At 72.8% G+C, this 14,519-nt stretch carries 12 protein-coding genes; 7 read left to right on the forward strand and 5 right to left on the reverse strand.

The features are described from left to right. Positions 1–65 precede the first annotated feature (65 nt). On the reverse strand, positions 66–2,114 hold the full coding sequence (ligA, locus tag ABT369_RS08210; protein ID WP_350611007.1) for an NAD-dependent DNA ligase LigA: 2,049 nt from the start codon (positions 2,112–2,114) through the stop codon (positions 66–68). Between the two features lie 38 nt (positions 2,115–2,152). On the opposite strand from ligA, the gene ABT369_RS08215 reads away from it, so the two are divergent. Together ABT369_RS08215 and ABT369_RS08220 are read left to right on the forward strand one after the other, a co-directional pair. After that, positions 2,153–3,004 carry a tetratricopeptide repeat protein gene (locus ABT369_RS08215; RefSeq protein WP_350611008.1) on the forward strand — a complete coding sequence of 284 codons (852 nt, stop codon included), beginning with the start codon at positions 2,153–2,155 and terminating at the stop codon, positions 3,002–3,004. A gap of 132 nt (positions 3,005–3,136) precedes the next feature. Beyond that, entirely contained in the window at positions 3,137–4,237 is a 1,101-nt protein-coding gene (locus tag ABT369_RS08220; RefSeq protein WP_350611009.1) for a glycoside hydrolase family 53 protein, read from the forward strand. Here the strand turns inward: ABT369_RS08220 and ABT369_RS08225 are convergent. Genes ABT369_RS08225 through ABT369_RS08235 form a run of 3 tightly spaced genes read right to left on the reverse strand, consistent with a single transcriptional unit; the run spans position 4,209 to position 7,296 of the window. Further along, the gene (locus ABT369_RS08225; RefSeq protein WP_350611010.1) at positions 4,209–4,808 is read right to left on the reverse strand and encodes a hypothetical protein; all 600 of its coding nucleotides are present in this window, start codon (positions 4,806–4,808) and stop codon (positions 4,209–4,211) included. The two genes, ABT369_RS08220 and ABT369_RS08225, sit on opposite strands and share 29 nt — an antisense overlap. A 30-nt stretch (positions 4,809–4,838) precedes the next feature. Next, entirely contained in the window at positions 4,839–5,375 is a 537-nt protein-coding gene (locus tag ABT369_RS08230; protein ID WP_350611011.1) for a DeoR/GlpR family DNA-binding transcription regulator, read from the reverse strand. Then, entirely contained in the window at positions 5,365–7,296 is a 1,932-nt protein-coding gene (locus tag ABT369_RS08235; RefSeq protein ID WP_350611012.1) for a beta-galactosidase, read from the reverse strand. Before ABT369_RS08235 ends, ABT369_RS08230 begins: the two co-directional genes overlap by 11 nt. A 124-nt stretch (positions 7,297–7,420) precedes the next feature. Here ABT369_RS08235 and ABT369_RS08240 point away from each other — a divergent pair, with 124 nt between their 5' ends. From ABT369_RS08240 to ABT369_RS08260, 5 genes are read left to right on the forward strand one after another with little or no spacing between them, the layout of a single operon-like run. Beyond that, a complete protein-coding gene (locus ABT369_RS08240) occupies positions 7,421–8,710 on the forward strand; it encodes an ABC transporter substrate-binding protein (protein WP_350611013.1) in 1,290 nt (429 codons plus the stop codon). Next, positions 8,707–9,600, forward strand: a complete 894-nt coding sequence (locus ABT369_RS08245; RefSeq protein ID WP_350611014.1) for a carbohydrate ABC transporter permease — start codon at positions 8,707–8,709, stop codon at positions 9,598–9,600. The genes ABT369_RS08240 and ABT369_RS08245 overlap by 4 nt, the downstream gene beginning before the upstream one ends. Continuing rightward, entirely contained in the window at positions 9,597–10,427 is an 831-nt protein-coding gene (locus tag ABT369_RS08250; RefSeq protein WP_350611015.1) for a carbohydrate ABC transporter permease, read from the forward strand. Before ABT369_RS08245 ends, ABT369_RS08250 begins: the two co-directional genes overlap by 4 nt. A gap of 12 nt (positions 10,428–10,439) precedes the next feature. After that, complete coding sequence (locus ABT369_RS08255) at positions 10,440–11,483, forward strand: LacI family DNA-binding transcriptional regulator (protein WP_350611016.1); 1,044 nt, start codon at positions 10,440–10,442, stop codon at positions 11,481–11,483. Between the two features lie 34 nt (positions 11,484–11,517). Beyond that, positions 11,518–12,666 (forward strand): serpin family protein, encoded by a 1,149-nt coding sequence (locus ABT369_RS08260; RefSeq protein ID WP_350611017.1) that lies wholly within the window; start codon positions 11,518–11,520, stop codon positions 12,664–12,666. A gap of 125 nt (positions 12,667–12,791) precedes the next feature. Here ABT369_RS08260 and ABT369_RS08265 read toward each other — a convergent pair whose 3' ends face one another. Then, the gene (locus ABT369_RS08265) at positions 12,792–14,447 is read right to left on the reverse strand and encodes a beta-1,3-glucanase family protein (protein ID WP_350611018.1); all 1,656 of its coding nucleotides are present in this window, start codon (positions 14,445–14,447) and stop codon (positions 12,792–12,794) included. Between the last annotated feature and the right edge of the window lie 72 nt (positions 14,448–14,519).

The raw sequence follows: 14,519 nt of genomic DNA on the forward strand, positions 1-14,519 counted from the left end.
CGAAGCGAGCCGCGCCACCCCGCACGGCGCCAGCAGCGTGACGCGGACCGCGGCGCCGCGGTGGGTTAGACGCCCGCGGTGCGCAGGAGTTCAGCGAAGGTCTCGGCCGGCATGATCTCGACGCCCAGCTCCTCGGCCTTCGCCGCCTTCGAGCCCGCCCCCTCCCCCACCACCACGAGGTCCGTCTTCTTCGACACGGAGCCCGACGACCGGCCGCCCAGCCGTTCCACCGCCTCGTTGCCCTCGTTGCGCGTCAGACCCGGGACCGAGCCGGTCACGACGACCGTCATCGGGGTGCCGTCCTCCTTCTGCAGCGGCAGCCGGACCGCAGCGGCGTCCGGAGACGAGGCGGCGCCGTCTGGGGAGGAGGAGGCGGCGGCGGGGCGCGGGCGGAAGTCGGGCTCGGTCATGTTCACGCCGCGCTCGGCGAGGCGGTCGATGACCGGGCGCAGCTCGGCCAGTTCCGCGGCGATGGTCACCGCGCGCTCCGGGCCGACCGCCTCGACCTCCTGCAGCTCCAGCGGGGTCGCGGCCAGCAGGGTGTCCATGGTGCCGAAGTGCGCGGCCAGGCGGCGGGACATGGAGCGGCCCGTCATGCGCACGCCGAGGCCGGTCAGCACACGGCCGAGGGGCTGGGCCTTGGAGGCCTGGATGGCGGCGACGAGCTTGCCCGCCGAGGTCTCGCCCATGCGCTCGAAGGTCAGCAGCGTGGGGACGTCGAGGTCGTAGAGGTCCGCGGGGTCGGTGACGCGGCCGGCGGCGATGAGCATGTCGATGATCTTGCCGCCGAGGCCCTCGATGTCGAGGCAGTCGCGGCTGGCGTAGTAGGACAGGGCCTCGCGGGCGCCGCACGCGCGGCCGGTGGTGCAGCGCCAGCGCTTCTGGCTGCGGTCGATCTCGCCGCCGCAGCGGGGGCACATGACCGGCGGCTCGAAGGGCTCGGCGCCGGCGGGGCGCTCGTCGAGCTTGGCTCCGGTGATCTCCGGGATGACGTCGCCGGCGCGGCGGACGAAGACGGTGTCGCCGGGGCGGACGTTGCGCCGCACCAGGTCGTCGAAGTTGTGCAGGGTGGCCGAGGTGACGATGACGCCGCTGATCTGCACCGGCTCGAGCACGGCGACGGGCGTGATGACGCCGGTGCGGCCGATCTGCACCTCGATCGCCTTCAGCCGGGTGGTGCGGGTGTCGGCCGGGAACTTGTACGCGATCCCCCACCGCGGCGCCCGGCTGCCCGACCCGGCGAGGTCCCGGTCGGCGGGGTCGTCGGCCTTGATGACGGCGCCGTCGATGCCGTAGCCGAGGGTGGCCCGGTTCTCGTTGAGCTCCTTCACCGCGACCAGGATCTCGCCGATGCTCGCGCACACCGGCATCCCGGCGGTGGAGGCGACGCCGAGCCGGCCGAGCCGCGCCATCGCGGCCGAGTGCGGCCCGTCGCCGAGCCCGCGCACCCCGTAGGCCAGGAACGACATCGGCGCGTCGTAGGTGCGGTCCTGGGCGCGCAGGGTGCCGGCCGCGGCGCTGCGCGGGTGGGCGAACGGCGGTTCTCCGGTGGCGGTGCGCATGGCGTTGGCGACCTCGAAGTCGGCGTCGGTCATGAACACCTCGCCGCGCACCTCGATCGTCACCGGCTCGGTGAGCGTCTCCGGCAGCCCGGCGGCCCGCCTGGCCTGGCCGGTGACGTCCTCGCCGGCCCGCCCGTCGCCGCGGGTCGCGACCTGCACGAGCCGCCCGGCCTCGTAGCGGGCGGCGATGGCCAGCCCGTCGATCTTCGGCTCGACGGTGTAGCCGGCGGCCGGGCGCCCGAGCAGCTTGTCGAGCCGGGCCGCCCACCTGGTGAGCGTCTCGGCGTCGAAGACGTTGTCGAGGCTGAGCATCGGCTCGCTGTGCACCACGTCGCCGGCCACGCCCTCGCCGGCCGCCACGACCTCCGTCGGGGAGTCCTCGGGCTTCCACTGCGGGTGCGCCTGCTCCGTCGCCGCGACGCGCCGCATGAGCTCGTCGTAGTCCGCGTCGTCCATCGCGAGGTCGGGGCCGCTGTAATACGCGGCGGCGGCCTCCCTGATCTGCTCGATCGCGGAGCGGTACTCGGAAACGGTGTCGAACGCCTCGGCCATGTCCGCAGCGTACCGACGGGGTACGACAAAATCGGGGAGTGACCGAGGACGAGTACGTGGAGCTGGCGCACCGCATCAACCGCGCCGACATGATGATCGGCATCCTGCCCCTGTCCGCGGCCGACGCGGTCGTCGCGGGGCTCGGGGCCGCGGGCCGGTCCGGCAGCGCGCGGGCATGGCGGGAGCTGGGCCTGTGCTACCTGGGCACCGACGGGGACCGGCTGCCGGCCGCGCCCTGGTCGCCGGAGCTGCCGTTCGCCGATCCGGCCGAGCATCCGCGCGGGCGGGCGCTGCGCTGCTTCGCCGAGGCCGCCGCGCTCGGCGACCGCGACGGCGCGCTGCTGTTCGCGCAGTGCAGCCGGGAGGCCTCGGCCCCGGCCCGCGAGTCGGCCCGGGTCCTGCTGCGCCCGCACGCGCGGCTGGACCCGGCCGCCGCCTACCAGTACGGCCTGCTGGAGCAGTGGCTGGGCCGCCCGGGCGCGGCGGTCGAGCACCACCTGTGGGCCGCACAGCGCGACGACGCCGACGCCGCCTTCGAGCTCTACGTCCTGTTCTCCACCGGCACCGGTGTGGAGCGCGACGACGCCGAGGCGGGCCGGTGGCTGCACCGGGCCGCGGAGCTGGGGCAGCCGCGCGCGCTGTACAACCTCGGCGCCGCCCACGCGACCGGCAACGGCGCCCCGAAGGACACGCGGCTCGCCGTCGGCTACTACGAGCGCGCGGCGCTGGCCGGCAACGCGCGGGCCGCGGCGACGCTCGGCGTCATGTACCTCATGGGCGGCGACGTCGACCCGGACGAGGGTCGCGCCGCCGAGTGGCTGGACCGCGCCGACGATCTCGGCCACCCCGTCGACTCCTGGCTGGCGCAGCTCGGCCTCGAACGGCCGTGAACGGTCCCAGAATCAATCAACATCTGTCACTGGGTTGACACGGCGGCGGCGGGGTTCGAACACTGGGAGCGCTCACAGCAACAGAACACTGGGAGCGCCCACAGCAGTAGCCCAGCCAGCGAAGGAGAGCCCGTGCGAAGAACCGCCATCGTCGCCGTCGTGGCACTCGGCGCCGCCATCGCCGTCAGCAACGCCGCCCCCGCCGCGGCGGCCACCATCAGCATGCGCGGCGCCGACGTGTCGTCCCTGCAGCGCAGCCTCGACCTCGGCGCCAAGTACTACAACGCGGCCGGCACCGCCGCCGACCCGCTCGACATCCTCAAGGGCGTCGGCGTCAACTACGTGCGCCTGCGCATCTGGAACAACCCGGCCAGCGGCTACAACAACCTCGCCAAGGTCCTGATCCAGGCCAAGGCCGCGAAGGCCAAGGGCCTCCAGGTCATGATCGACTTCCACTACTCGGACACCTGGGCGGACCCCGGCAAGCAGTACAAGCCCGCCGCCTGGGCCTCGCACACCATCTCGGCCCTGCAGACCGACGTCTACAACTACACCCTGTCGGTCTGCAACGCGCTGAAGGCCCAGGGCACGACGCCCGACAGCGTGCAGATCGGCAACGAGATCAACGTCGGCATGCTGTGGAACGACGGCAAGGTCGTCAACAACGACTTCACGAACCTGAGCCTGCTGCTCAAGTCCGGGTACAACGCGACCAAGGCCTGCAACAGCGGCACCCAGGTCATCATCCACACCGCGGACGCCGACAGCGACGCGAACGCCCGCTGGTTCTACGACGGCATCAAGGCCAAGGGCGTGACCTGGGACATCACGGGCCTGTCGTACTACTGCATGTGGCACGGCACCCTGGCCAACCTGTCCGCGGTGATCGGCGACGTGCGCACCCGCTACGGCAAGCCGGTCATCCTCGCCGAGACCGCCTACCCGTTCACCGCCGCGAACGCCGACTCCGAGGCCAACTCCGTCGGCGGCTCGGCCCCGTGCTCCGGCTACCCGGCCACGTGGCAGGGCCAGGGCGCGGAGTTCACCGCGGTGCAGAACACGGCCCGCTCGGCCGGCGCGGTCGGGGTCTTCTACTGGGAGCCGACCTGGTACGCCGTCAAGGGCAACGGCTGGGACCCGGCGAACATCAACGGCACCGGCGACCAGTGGGACAACATGGCGTTGTTCGACTGGACCGGGCACATCAACCCGAACGTCGCCTGGACGGCGTGACCCCCGAGGGCGGGCCGGTGTGCACCGCACCGGCCCGCAGCCACGCCACGTACGGGTCGTCCGGCTCGGCGTACGACATCCGGTTGATGATGCCGGGCAGCGCCGGCGGTGGCCCGAACGCCGCGACGGCCTCCCCGTCGGCGAACGCCCGCTCCAGGGCCGCGTTCAGCTCGAGGTGCCGCTCGATCCCGGGCACGACGACGTCGCCGAGCAGCCGGGCGATCTGCGCGCCGTAGCCGGGCGCGTCCGCGGCCGTGCGCAGGTTCCAGTCGTCGCTGCCGAGGTGGAAGCCGAACCCGGCCGGCGGCGCGACCCGCCCCCAGATCTGGGCCGGCTCGTCGGCGCCGGTCTCGCGCGCGTACGACACCCATCGCCCGGTCGCGGCCCGCACCTCGATCGCGAAGGCGACCTGCCCGGGGAACGTGGCCCGCTCGCCCGCGAACCCGATCGCCACGGTCCCCTCGCCGGGGGTGTCCCGCCGTAAGTCCGCGCCGAATCCCAGGTCCCGCAGCCGCGGCATGACCTGCGCGGCGAGCATCTCCTCATAGGCGGCGCGGACGTCGGGCGACATGAAGCCCATCATATGGTGAAGAAACGGGCACTACAGGGTGATCCGCCGACGTGCCCGGCGCAGCATGGCCTGGTCGGTCGCGGCGGCGAGCAGATCCCCGCTCGCGCACGGCTCGACGAACGCGATGTCCAGGTGCAGGCTCCGCAGCGTCTGCTCGGCGAGCGGCCCGGCGTGGCTGCCCGACGGGGTGCGCACCCCGCCGACCAGCAGCAGCGTCACCGACTCGCCCCGCACGGCCCGGGCCACGGCGAGCATCGGCGTCACCAGGGTCACCCCGTCCACGAGCGCGGCCAGCCGTGGCCCGCGCGAGCGGCCGGAGATCCCGATCGCCATGCCCGGCTCGACCAGGGCGGCCGCGGCCCGCACATCCTCGGGCGCGGCGTCGGCCACGAGCGGCACCGCCCCGCCGTGCACCCGCCGCACCAGCCCGCGCTCGGCGAGGGCGGACAGATCCCGGCGGATGGTCGGGATCGAGACATGGAAGCGCCGGCTCAGCTCGCGCAGCCCGACCCCGCCGCACTGCCGCGCGGCGGCCAGGATCTCGGCCCGGCGCATCTCAATGATCACGTCTCACCACCACTTCCCCGGCCGGCACGGCCACCCCGCGCACCTCGGCCGGCTCGGTGCCGTGGTTGATGGCGAAGAGATAGGGCGGCCGGGACACCAGCTCCACGGTGGACGGTACGGCGGGCCGCGCCCCCAGCCCCGCGTCGGCGTACACCCGCTCCAGCAGCCGCCCCAGGTCGGCGTCGGCCAGGCGGGTCGAGACGTACCAGGCCACCCCGCCGCCCCGCTCGTACCGGGTGACCGCCGGCCCGCCGGGCGCCGGCCCGTCCACGTACGCCAGCACCGGGACCGCTCCCGCCAGCCGCACGTCCTCGGCCCACACGTCGGCGGCCGAGCCGTCGCTGAGCCGCACGTGCTCGCCCGCGCGCAGCGGCAGGAACTCCTCCACCGTCACGCCGAGCACGTCGCGCAGCGAGCCCGGGTACGGCCCGTCGGGCACGGTGTCGTTGGCGTCCACGACGCCGGAGAAGTACGACACCACGAGCGTCCCGCCGCCCGAGACGTAGGCGTCGAGGTTCTTGGCGGCCGCGGCGGTGGTGAGGTACAGCGACGGCACCACGACGAGCGGGTAGCGCCCGAGGTCCGCCTCCGGGTGCACGAAGTCGGCGGTGAGATGGGCCTCCCACAGCCGGGCATAGTAGGCCTCGACCCGCTCGCGGAACGTCACGTCGGCCGACGGGCGCCACTCCAGCTCCAGCGCCCACCACGCCTCCCAGTCCCAGACGACCGCGACGTCGGCCGCGACCCGGCTGCCGCGCAGCTCGCCGAGCCCGGCCAGCCGCTCGCCCAGGCCGGTGACCTCGCGCCAGATCCGGGTCCCGGTGCCGGCCTGGGGCAGCATCGCCGAGTGGAACTTCTCGGCGCCGAAGCGCGAGGCCCGCCACTGGAAGAACATGACGCCGTCGGCGCCGCGGGCCACGTGGGCGAGGCTGTTGCGGGCCAGCTCCCCGGGGCGCTTGGCGATGTTGCGCGGCTGCCAGTTCACCGCGCTGGTGGAGTGCTCCATGAGCAGCCAGGGGGCGCCGCCCGCGAGGCTGCGGGTCAGGTCGGCGCACATCGCGAGCTCGACGTGGCGGTCGTGGCGCTCGGAGGCGAGGTAGTGGTCGTTGGCCACGACGTCGACCTCGCCGGCCCACTTCCAGTAGTCGACCCACTTGCAGTTCGCGATCATGAAGTTGGTCGTGATCGGTACCGACGGCGAGTGCGCCCGCAGCACGTCGCGCTCGCGCCGGTAGTTGGCCAGGTGGTTGTCGGAGCAGAAGCGCAGGAAGTCCAGCTGCTGGGCCGGGTTCACGGCGGTCGGGGCCAGCCGCGGCGGCTCGATCTCGTCCCATTCGCCGTAGCGCTGGCCCCAGAAGGCGGTGCCCCAGGCCGCGTTCAGCGTGGCCAGGTCGCCGTGGCGGTCGCGCAGCCAGCCGCGGAACGCCCCGGCGCACGTGTCGCAGTAGCAGTGCGCGTTGACCCCGGCGAACTCGTTGTGCACGTGCCACAGGACCAGGGCCGGGTGGTCGCCGTAGCGGCGGCCGAGCTGCTCGGCGATGCCGGCGGCGGCCGCGGCGTATTCGGGCGCGCTCGGGCAGAAGCTCTGCCGCCCGCCCTGGCCGAGCACGTGCCCGGCCCGGTCGACGAGCCGGGCGCCCGGGTGGCGCCGGGCGAACCACGGCGGCGGCGCGGCGGTGGGCGTGCCCAGGTCGACCCGGATGCCGGCCCCGTGCAGCAGGTCGAGCACGCGGTCGAGCCAGCCGAAGGTGTACTCCCCCGGCGACGGCTCCAGCAGCGCCCAGCTGAAGATGCCGACGCTGACCAGGTTGACGCCTGCCTGCCGCATGAGCGCGACGTCCTCGGCCCACACCTCCTCGGGCCACTGCTCGGGGGCGTAGTCCCCGCCGTAGGCGAGGCCGTCGAGCCGCAGATCCCCCACTGTTGTGCTCCTACCGTGAACGTTCCCAGTACGTGTCTCCGCACTATAGCCCTCTTGACACGAGTTACAAGCGAGCCAAAACTGTGAACGCTCCCAGTCGTACACCCCCCACTGGAGACATCCCATGAAGCGCGCATTCCTCGCGGCGGCATGTTCCCTCCTGCTGCTCAGCACGGCCGGCTGCTCCGGCTCCGGCGACGAGACATCCACCTCCGGCGGGAAGGTCGAGCTGACCTTCTGGTCCTGGGTGCCCGGCATCGACAAGGTCGTGGCCACCTGGAACGCGGCCCACCCCGACATCCACGTCACCGTCAGCAAACAGGCCCAGGGCGACGAGGAGGTCACCAAGGTCCTGACCGCCAACAAGGCCGGCAACCCGCCGGACCTCTTCCAGGCCGAGTACCAGGCCCTGCCCACGCTCGTGAGCAACGGGGCGGCCGGCGACATCGCGAAGTACGCCGGCGACGCCAAGGCGAAGTTCGCCCCCGGCGTGTGGAGCACCATCACGCTGGGCACCGAGGGCGTCTACGCCATCCCGCAGGACTCCGGCCCGATGATGCTCTACTACCGCCAGGACGTCTTCGCGCAGCTCGGGCTCAAGGTGCCGGCCACCTGGGACGAGTTCGCGCAGACGGCGAAGCAGGTGCGCCAGAAGGACCCGAAGCGCTACCTCACCACGTTCTCCGCCGGCGACCCGGGCTGGTTCGCGGGCCTGGCCCAGCAGGCGGGCGCGAAGTGGTTCGGCATCTCCGGCGACACCTGGAGCGTCCACGTCGACGACGAGGCCACGAAGAAGGTCGCCGGCTTCTGGGGCGGCCTGGTCGCCGCGGGCGACATCGACAAGCAGCCGATGTACACCCCGGAGTGGAACAAGGCGCTCAACGACGGCACCCTCATCGCCTGGCCCAGCGCCGTCTGGGGCCCGGGCGTGCTGTCCGGCAACGCACCCGACACGGCGGGCAAGTGGGCCATCGCCGAGCTGCCGCAGTGGAGCGCGGGCGAGCACAAGACCGGCAGCTGGGGCGGCTCCTCGACGGCGGTCGCGGCCAAGAGCAAGCACCAGAAGGAGGCGACCGAGTTCGCGATCTGGCTCAACACCGACGCCGCGGCCGTGACCGGGCTCATCACCGAGGGCGGCATCTACCCCGCCGCCACCGCCGCGCAGTCGGGCGGCGCCCTGGCCAAGCCGCCGGCGTTCTTCAGCAACCAGCCCGAGTTCTACACGCTCGCGCAGACCATCGCCGGCACCGCCGCCGGGGTCACCTGGGGGCCGAACGTCAACGTCACGTACGCCACCTACAAGGATGCCTTCGGTAAGGCGGTCACCGACAAGACCGCGTTCCCGGGAGCGCTCACGGCGATGCAGCAGGCGACCGTGGACGACCTCAAGAAGAACGGCTTCAAGGTCGGATGAGACACCGGGTCCCGTACGCGTTCCTGTCGCCCGCCATCGTCCTGTTCGTGGTGTTCATGGTGGTGCCGATCGGCTACACGGGATACCTCTCGCTGCGCCGGGTCCAGGTGACGGGCCTGGGCCTCGGCGCGGCGTCCCGTATCGAGTCGTGGGCCGGGATCGCCAACTACCGCGCCGTCCTCGCCGACGGCGAGTTCTGGCACAGCGCGCTGCGGGTGTTCGTCTACGGCTGCCTGCTCGTGCCCACGATGCTCGGCCTGGCCCTGCTCTTCGCGCTGCTGCTGGACCTGCCCCGGGCCCGGGCCCGGCGCTTCTCGCGGGTGGCGATCTTCCTGCCGTACGCGGTGCCGGCGGTCATCGCGAGCCTCATGTGGGGCTTCATGTACCTGCCGTCGGTCGGCCCCGGCCAGTACCTGCTCGCGAAGGCCGGCAGCGGACCCGTCGACCTGCTCGGGCCGGTGAGCATCTACTTCTCGGTGGCCAACATCGCGCTGTGGGGCGGCACCGGGTTCAACATGATCGTGCTGTTCACCGCGCTGCGGGCGGTGCCGACCGAGCTCTACGAGGCGGCCCGCATCGACGGGGCGAGCGAGTGGCAGATCGCCCGGAAGATCAAGATCCCGATGCTGGTCCCGGCGCTGATCATGACCTTCGTGTTCTCGCTCATCGCGACGCTGCAGGTGTACAGCGAGCCGACGACCCTGCGCCCGCTCACCAACGCCCTGCCGTCGAACTGGACCCCGCTCATGAAGATCTACCAGGACGCGTTCGCGAAGGACGACATCCACACCGCCGCGGCCGCGTCCGTCGTCGTCGCGGCGGCCACCCTCGTGCTGTCGTTCGGCTTCCTGCGCCTCGTGCAGCGCCGCGCGTTCGGGGCCGAGTCGTGAGGCGGGCCTCGCCGCTGCCGTCGCTGGTCCTGGTCGCGGGGGCGCTCTACTGCCTGCTGCCCATCGTCTGGGTGGTGAGCGCGTCCACGAAGACCAACGGCGAGCTGTTCCGCACGTTCACCCTCGCCCCCGGCACGGCGCTGTTCGCGAACATCGCGGACCTCTCGCAGTACCAGGACGGCATCTACTGGCGGTGGATGCTCAACACGGCGCTCTTCGCGGGCGCCGGGGCCCTGCTGTCGACGGCGGTCTCGGCGATCAGCGGGTACACGCTGGCGAAGTACCGCTTCCCGGGCCGCACCGCCGTGTTCAACGTGCTGCTCGCCGGGGTCCTGGTGCCCGCGGTGGTGCTGGCGATCCCGCAGTACCTGCTGCTGGCGAGCCTGCACCTGACCGACACGTACTGGTCGGTGCTGCTGCCGAGCATCCTCAGCCCGTACGGCATCTACCTCGCCCGGATCTACGCGGCCGCGGCGGTGCCGGACTCGCTGGTCGAGGCGGCGCGCACCGACGGGGCCGGCGACGTGCGCATCTTCGCGAGCGTCGCCGTGCCGTCGATGGTGCCGGGGCTGGTGACCGTGTTCCTGTTCCAGTTCGTGGCCATCTGGAACAACTTCCTGCTGCCGTACATCATGCTGACCTCCGACGACAAGTTCCCGGTGACGGTCGGGCTGTACACGCTGCTGAAGCAGGGCAACACCACGCCGGTGCTGTACACACTGGTGGTGACCGGCGCGCTGCTGTCCATCGCACCCCTCGTCGCGCTCTTCCTGACCCTGCAGCGGTACTGGCGCGTCGACCTGCTCTCGGGCGCCGTCAAAGGCTGACGCTGGGGCAGAATGGCTCCCGTGCCAGAACCTCGCGAGACCCGGCGCCGCCCCGCCCGCCGCCCCACGATCAACGACGTGGCGGCGGCGGCCGGGGTGAGCCGGGGCACGGTGTCCCGGGTGCTCAACGGCGGCCACGACGTCAGCGACGCGGCCCAGGAGGCGGTCGAGCGCGCCATGCGCAAGACCGGCTACGTCGTCAACCAGCACGCGCGGAGCCTGGTCACCCAGCGCTCCCAGTCCGTGGCGTTCATCCTGTCCGAGCCGCAGGAGCGGCTCTTCGAGGACCCGAACTTCAACGTGCTGCTGCACAGCTGCACCCAGGCCCTCGCCAAGCACGACATCACGCTGCTGCTGACGCTCGCGAGCAGCCTCGAGGACCGCAAGCGGCTCGGGCGGTACCTCACCGGCGGCCACGTCGACGGCGCGCTGCTGGTCTCCACGCACAGCGGCAACCCGCTCATCCCCGAGCTGCTCGCCCGCGGCCTGCCCGTGGTCGCCTGCGGCAAGCCGCTGGGCTACGAGCGCCAGGCCGCCTACGTGGCCGCCGACGACCGCGACGGGGCCCGGCAGATGGTCACCTACCTGATCGAGTCGGGCCGCCGCCGCATCGGCACCATCACCGGCCCGCTGGACACCTCCGGCGGCGTCGAGCGGCTGGCCGGCTACCGCGAGGCGCTGGCGCTGGACGGCGCGGACTCCCCCGGCCTCGTCGCGCACGGCGACTACACCCGCGCCGGCGGCGAGGCGGCGATGCGGCGGCTGCTGGAGGCCGCCCCCGACCTCGACGCCGTGTTCGTCGCCTCCGACCTGATGGCCGCGGGCGCGCTGACCGCCCTGCACCGGGCGGGCCGCCGGGTCCCCGGGGACGTGGCGGTGGGCGGGTTCGACGACAGCCGGATCGCCACGGACACGCAGCCGCCGCTGACCACGGTCCGCCAGTCGTACCCCCGCATCGGCGCCGAGATGGTGCGCCTGCTGCTGAGCCAGATCGACGGCGAGAGCCCGGCCGCGGTGATCATCCCGACCGAGCTCGTGGTCCGCGAGTCGGCCTGATCCGCAGGTAGGCTTCCGTGGGTAGGCTGCGGACATGACGACCACGAACGCCAACGCCCTCACGGCCCGCTGGGCGTCCACAGTGGACGACGGCGGCACGGCGCTGTCCGGCGCCGGCGTCTACGTCCTGCTCGCGCTGCTCGGCCCCAACGCCTGCGGCCCGGCCCGCGACGAGCTGCTGGCCGTCGCCCCCGAGCCCCTCGAGATCCCGGCCTCGCCCACCGCCCGGATGGCCACGGCGGTCTGGTCGCGCGCCGAGATCCCGCTGACCGAGGCGTTCACGGCCGCCGTGCCGCAGGACCGGCGCGGCCCGCTCACCGGCGACCCGGCCGTCGACCAGCCCGCGCTCGACGCCTGGGCGAGCGAGCAGACCCGCGGCGCGATCCCGGCGATGCCGATCCGGGCCGAGCAGGACACGCTCATGGTCCTCGCCAGCGCGCTGTCGGTGCGCACGGCCTGGGCCGAGCCGTTCGACGACGGCATGCAGCGGCCCGAGACCGGCCCCTGGGCCGGGCGCGACCTGGCCGGGCTGCACCGCCGCACGCGCGGGGCCGCGGGGCTGGGCGCGCTGCGGGTCGCGGACACCGCGGCCGGCCCGGTCACCCTGCTGACCGTCGCCGGGGCCGAGGACGTCGACGTGGTGCTGGCGCTGGGCGAGCCGGACCGGGCCGCCGGCGCGGTGCTGCCCGCCGCGATCACGGCGCTCGCCGGCACGGCGGAGCCCGTCGGCACGGCGGAGCCCTTCAGCCCGGACCGGGCCGCGCCCGGGGTCACCGTGCGCGAGGTCGAGGCCACCGACGACACGCCCGAGCTGGTGGTGAGCACGGTCCGGTTCACGGTCCGCGGCGCGCACGACCTGCTCAAGGAGCCGGAGCTCTTCGGGCTGCGCACCGCCACCGACGATCGGACCGGGCACTTCCCCGGCATCAGCCCGGTGCCGATGTCGGTCTCCCAGGCCCGGCAGGACGCCGTCGCCGAATTCACCGCGAGCGGCTTCGAGGCCTCCGCGGTGACCGCGTTCGCGATGCGGCTGGCCGGGGCGTTCTTCCCGGAGCGAACCCACCGCCGCCGGGTCGTCACGGTCGCGTTCGACCGGCCGTTCGGGTTCGCCGCCGTGCACCGCGCCACCGGCCTGGTCCTCGTGGCGGGCTGGGTGGCCGAGCCCGAGCGATTCCAGGGCTGAGCCCCGGGACCGTTCCCGGCCCGGAGCTCAGCACCATCGGCCGACTAGGACCGAGATGCCAGGGCTGAGCCCCGGGACCGTTCCCGGCCCGGGGCTCAGCATCACCGGATGACCAGGACTGCCGGCTAGGACTGGGCGGTCAGCCGGAACGACTGGGCGCCCGAGCCGTTGCACGTCCACTGCTGCAGCTGCACGCTGTCCGCCGTCGACGAGCTGGGCACGTCCAGGCACTTGCCGCTGTTGCGGCTGACAAAATGCCAGTAACCGCCGCCCTCGGAGACCGGCAGCCACTGCTGGTTGTTGCCGCCGCCGTACGCCCACAGGTGCACGAGCGCCCCGTCCGCGGTGGAGACGCCGTCGACGTCGAGCACCTGGGCCGAGTTGTTGCGGTTGTTGATGCGCACGTAGCCGCCGCTGGTCGGCTGGAACAGGTACTGCTGCGCGAACGTGTTGTTGCAGGTGTACTGCTGGATCGCGGTGCCGTTCGCGGTGCCCGACGAGCGAGCGTCGACGCACTTGCCGCTGGTCTTGTTCACGGTGCTGTACCAGGTGGTCGACGAGATCGTCCCGCCCGTGCCGCCGCCACCGGCCCCGAACGGGCTGAGGATGATGGAGGCCGAGCGCGGGTCGGAGTCGGTGACCAGCGACTCGAAGTGCCCGACGTCGTCGAACGGGAACGCGTACGCCCGCCCGTCGGCCATGTTCGCGTGGATGATCCGCGCGTACTGGTTCGTCGGGTTGTTCTTGTAGAAGCCGGCCGAGTTCAGGTCCGGCTGGGTGTCGACGGTGCCGAGCGTGCCCCGGTTCAGCGCGGCGCACAGCGTGCGCGAGATCGGGCCGACGACCTGGTCGTTCGGGGCCGGCAGGTTGCCCGCGCAGCCCCACACGTCGGCGCTGCTCGGCCGGTTGAACGAGGCCACCACGGCGCCCGAGGAGTTCGTGAACGTCATGGTGCTGCCCGAGGTGCGGCCGAAGTACTTCGTGTTCGGCTGGTCGGCGAACGGCACCACGGTCAGCGTCTTGGACGTGTACGCGTTCCACGCCGTCGTGATGTAGGAGTCCATGAGCGTCGGGCTGAGCAGCCCGGCCCCGGCCGCCTTGCCCGGCGACAGCACGCGCAGCACGGTGCCGTCCGAGCGCGTGTAGACGGTGTTCGCCCAGCCCGCCTGCGCCTTGATCTGGTTGATGACCGCGTTGCGGCCGTCGTTGACGAGGTCGCCCTCGCGCTGGGTGGCGCCGCTGGCCCCGGTGACCGTCACGGCGTGCGGCACCGCGAACATGTCGACCTGGCTGCTGTTGATCCACAGGCCGGCGTCGTTGTAGGTGAACTCGCTCCAGTCGAACAGGATGTTCTGGTTCGGGTCCCCCGCCGCCCAGGGAGCGGGCTGCACGAGCCCGTCCGGGGTGATGAAGAACTTCAGCTTCTCGCCGAGGGAGAAGTACACCCGCCCGGAGAAGCCGCGCGGGAACTTCAGCGTGCTCGAGCCCCCGTTGCCGGGGCCGGCGATGGAGACGTCCGGGGCCGGCGAGGGCGGGATCTGCCCGCCGCTCCACGCGGTGAACGTCCCGGCGGCGTTGACGTAGCCGAGGCGGCCGCTGCTGAGCTGGACGCCGAGCACGTACAGGTAGACCGCGTCGCCGCGGCCGGTGGTGTTGGAGACGGTGACGGGCAGCAGGCTCGGGCCGATGGCGTGCGCGGCCGGGGCGGCGGCGACGGCTCCGGCAGTGACGGCCAAGGCCAGCGCGCCGAGCATGCCGAGCAGTCTTCGTCTGAGGAGCATGGCGGTGTCCTCCAGTGCGAAAGGGCGTCAGAGAGCGCTCTCACGGCTCGAGGTACGAGGGCGGGGCAGAGC

Origin of the sequence: Dactylosporangium sp. NPDC000244 (assembly GCF_040300725.1) — a bacterium.
GTDB lineage: Bacteria > Actinomycetota > Actinomycetes > Mycobacteriales > Micromonosporaceae > Dactylosporangium.

Coding starts and splice junctions, on each gene's coding strand:
- ABT369_RS08265 (WP_350611018.1), bottom strand. CDS start 14,447: ATGCTCCTCAGACGAAGACTGCTCGGCATGCTCGGCGCGCTGGCCTTG.
- ABT369_RS08240 (WP_350611013.1), top strand. CDS start 7,421: ATGAAGCGCGCATTCCTCGCGGCGGCATGTTCCCTCCTGCTGCTCAGC.
- ABT369_RS08225 (WP_350611010.1), bottom strand. CDS start 4,808: ATGTCGCCCGACGTCCGCGCCGCCTATGAGGAGATGCTCGCCGCGCAG.
- ABT369_RS08245 (WP_350611014.1), top strand. CDS start 8,707: ATGAGACACCGGGTCCCGTACGCGTTCCTGTCGCCCGCCATCGTCCTG.
- ABT369_RS08255 (WP_350611016.1), top strand. CDS start 10,440: ATGGCTCCCGTGCCAGAACCTCGCGAGACCCGGCGCCGCCCCGCCCGC.
- ABT369_RS08260 (WP_350611017.1), top strand. CDS start 11,518: ATGACGACCACGAACGCCAACGCCCTCACGGCCCGCTGGGCGTCCACA.
- ligA (WP_350611007.1), bottom strand. CDS start 2,114: ATGGCCGAGGCGTTCGACACCGTTTCCGAGTACCGCTCCGCGATCGAG.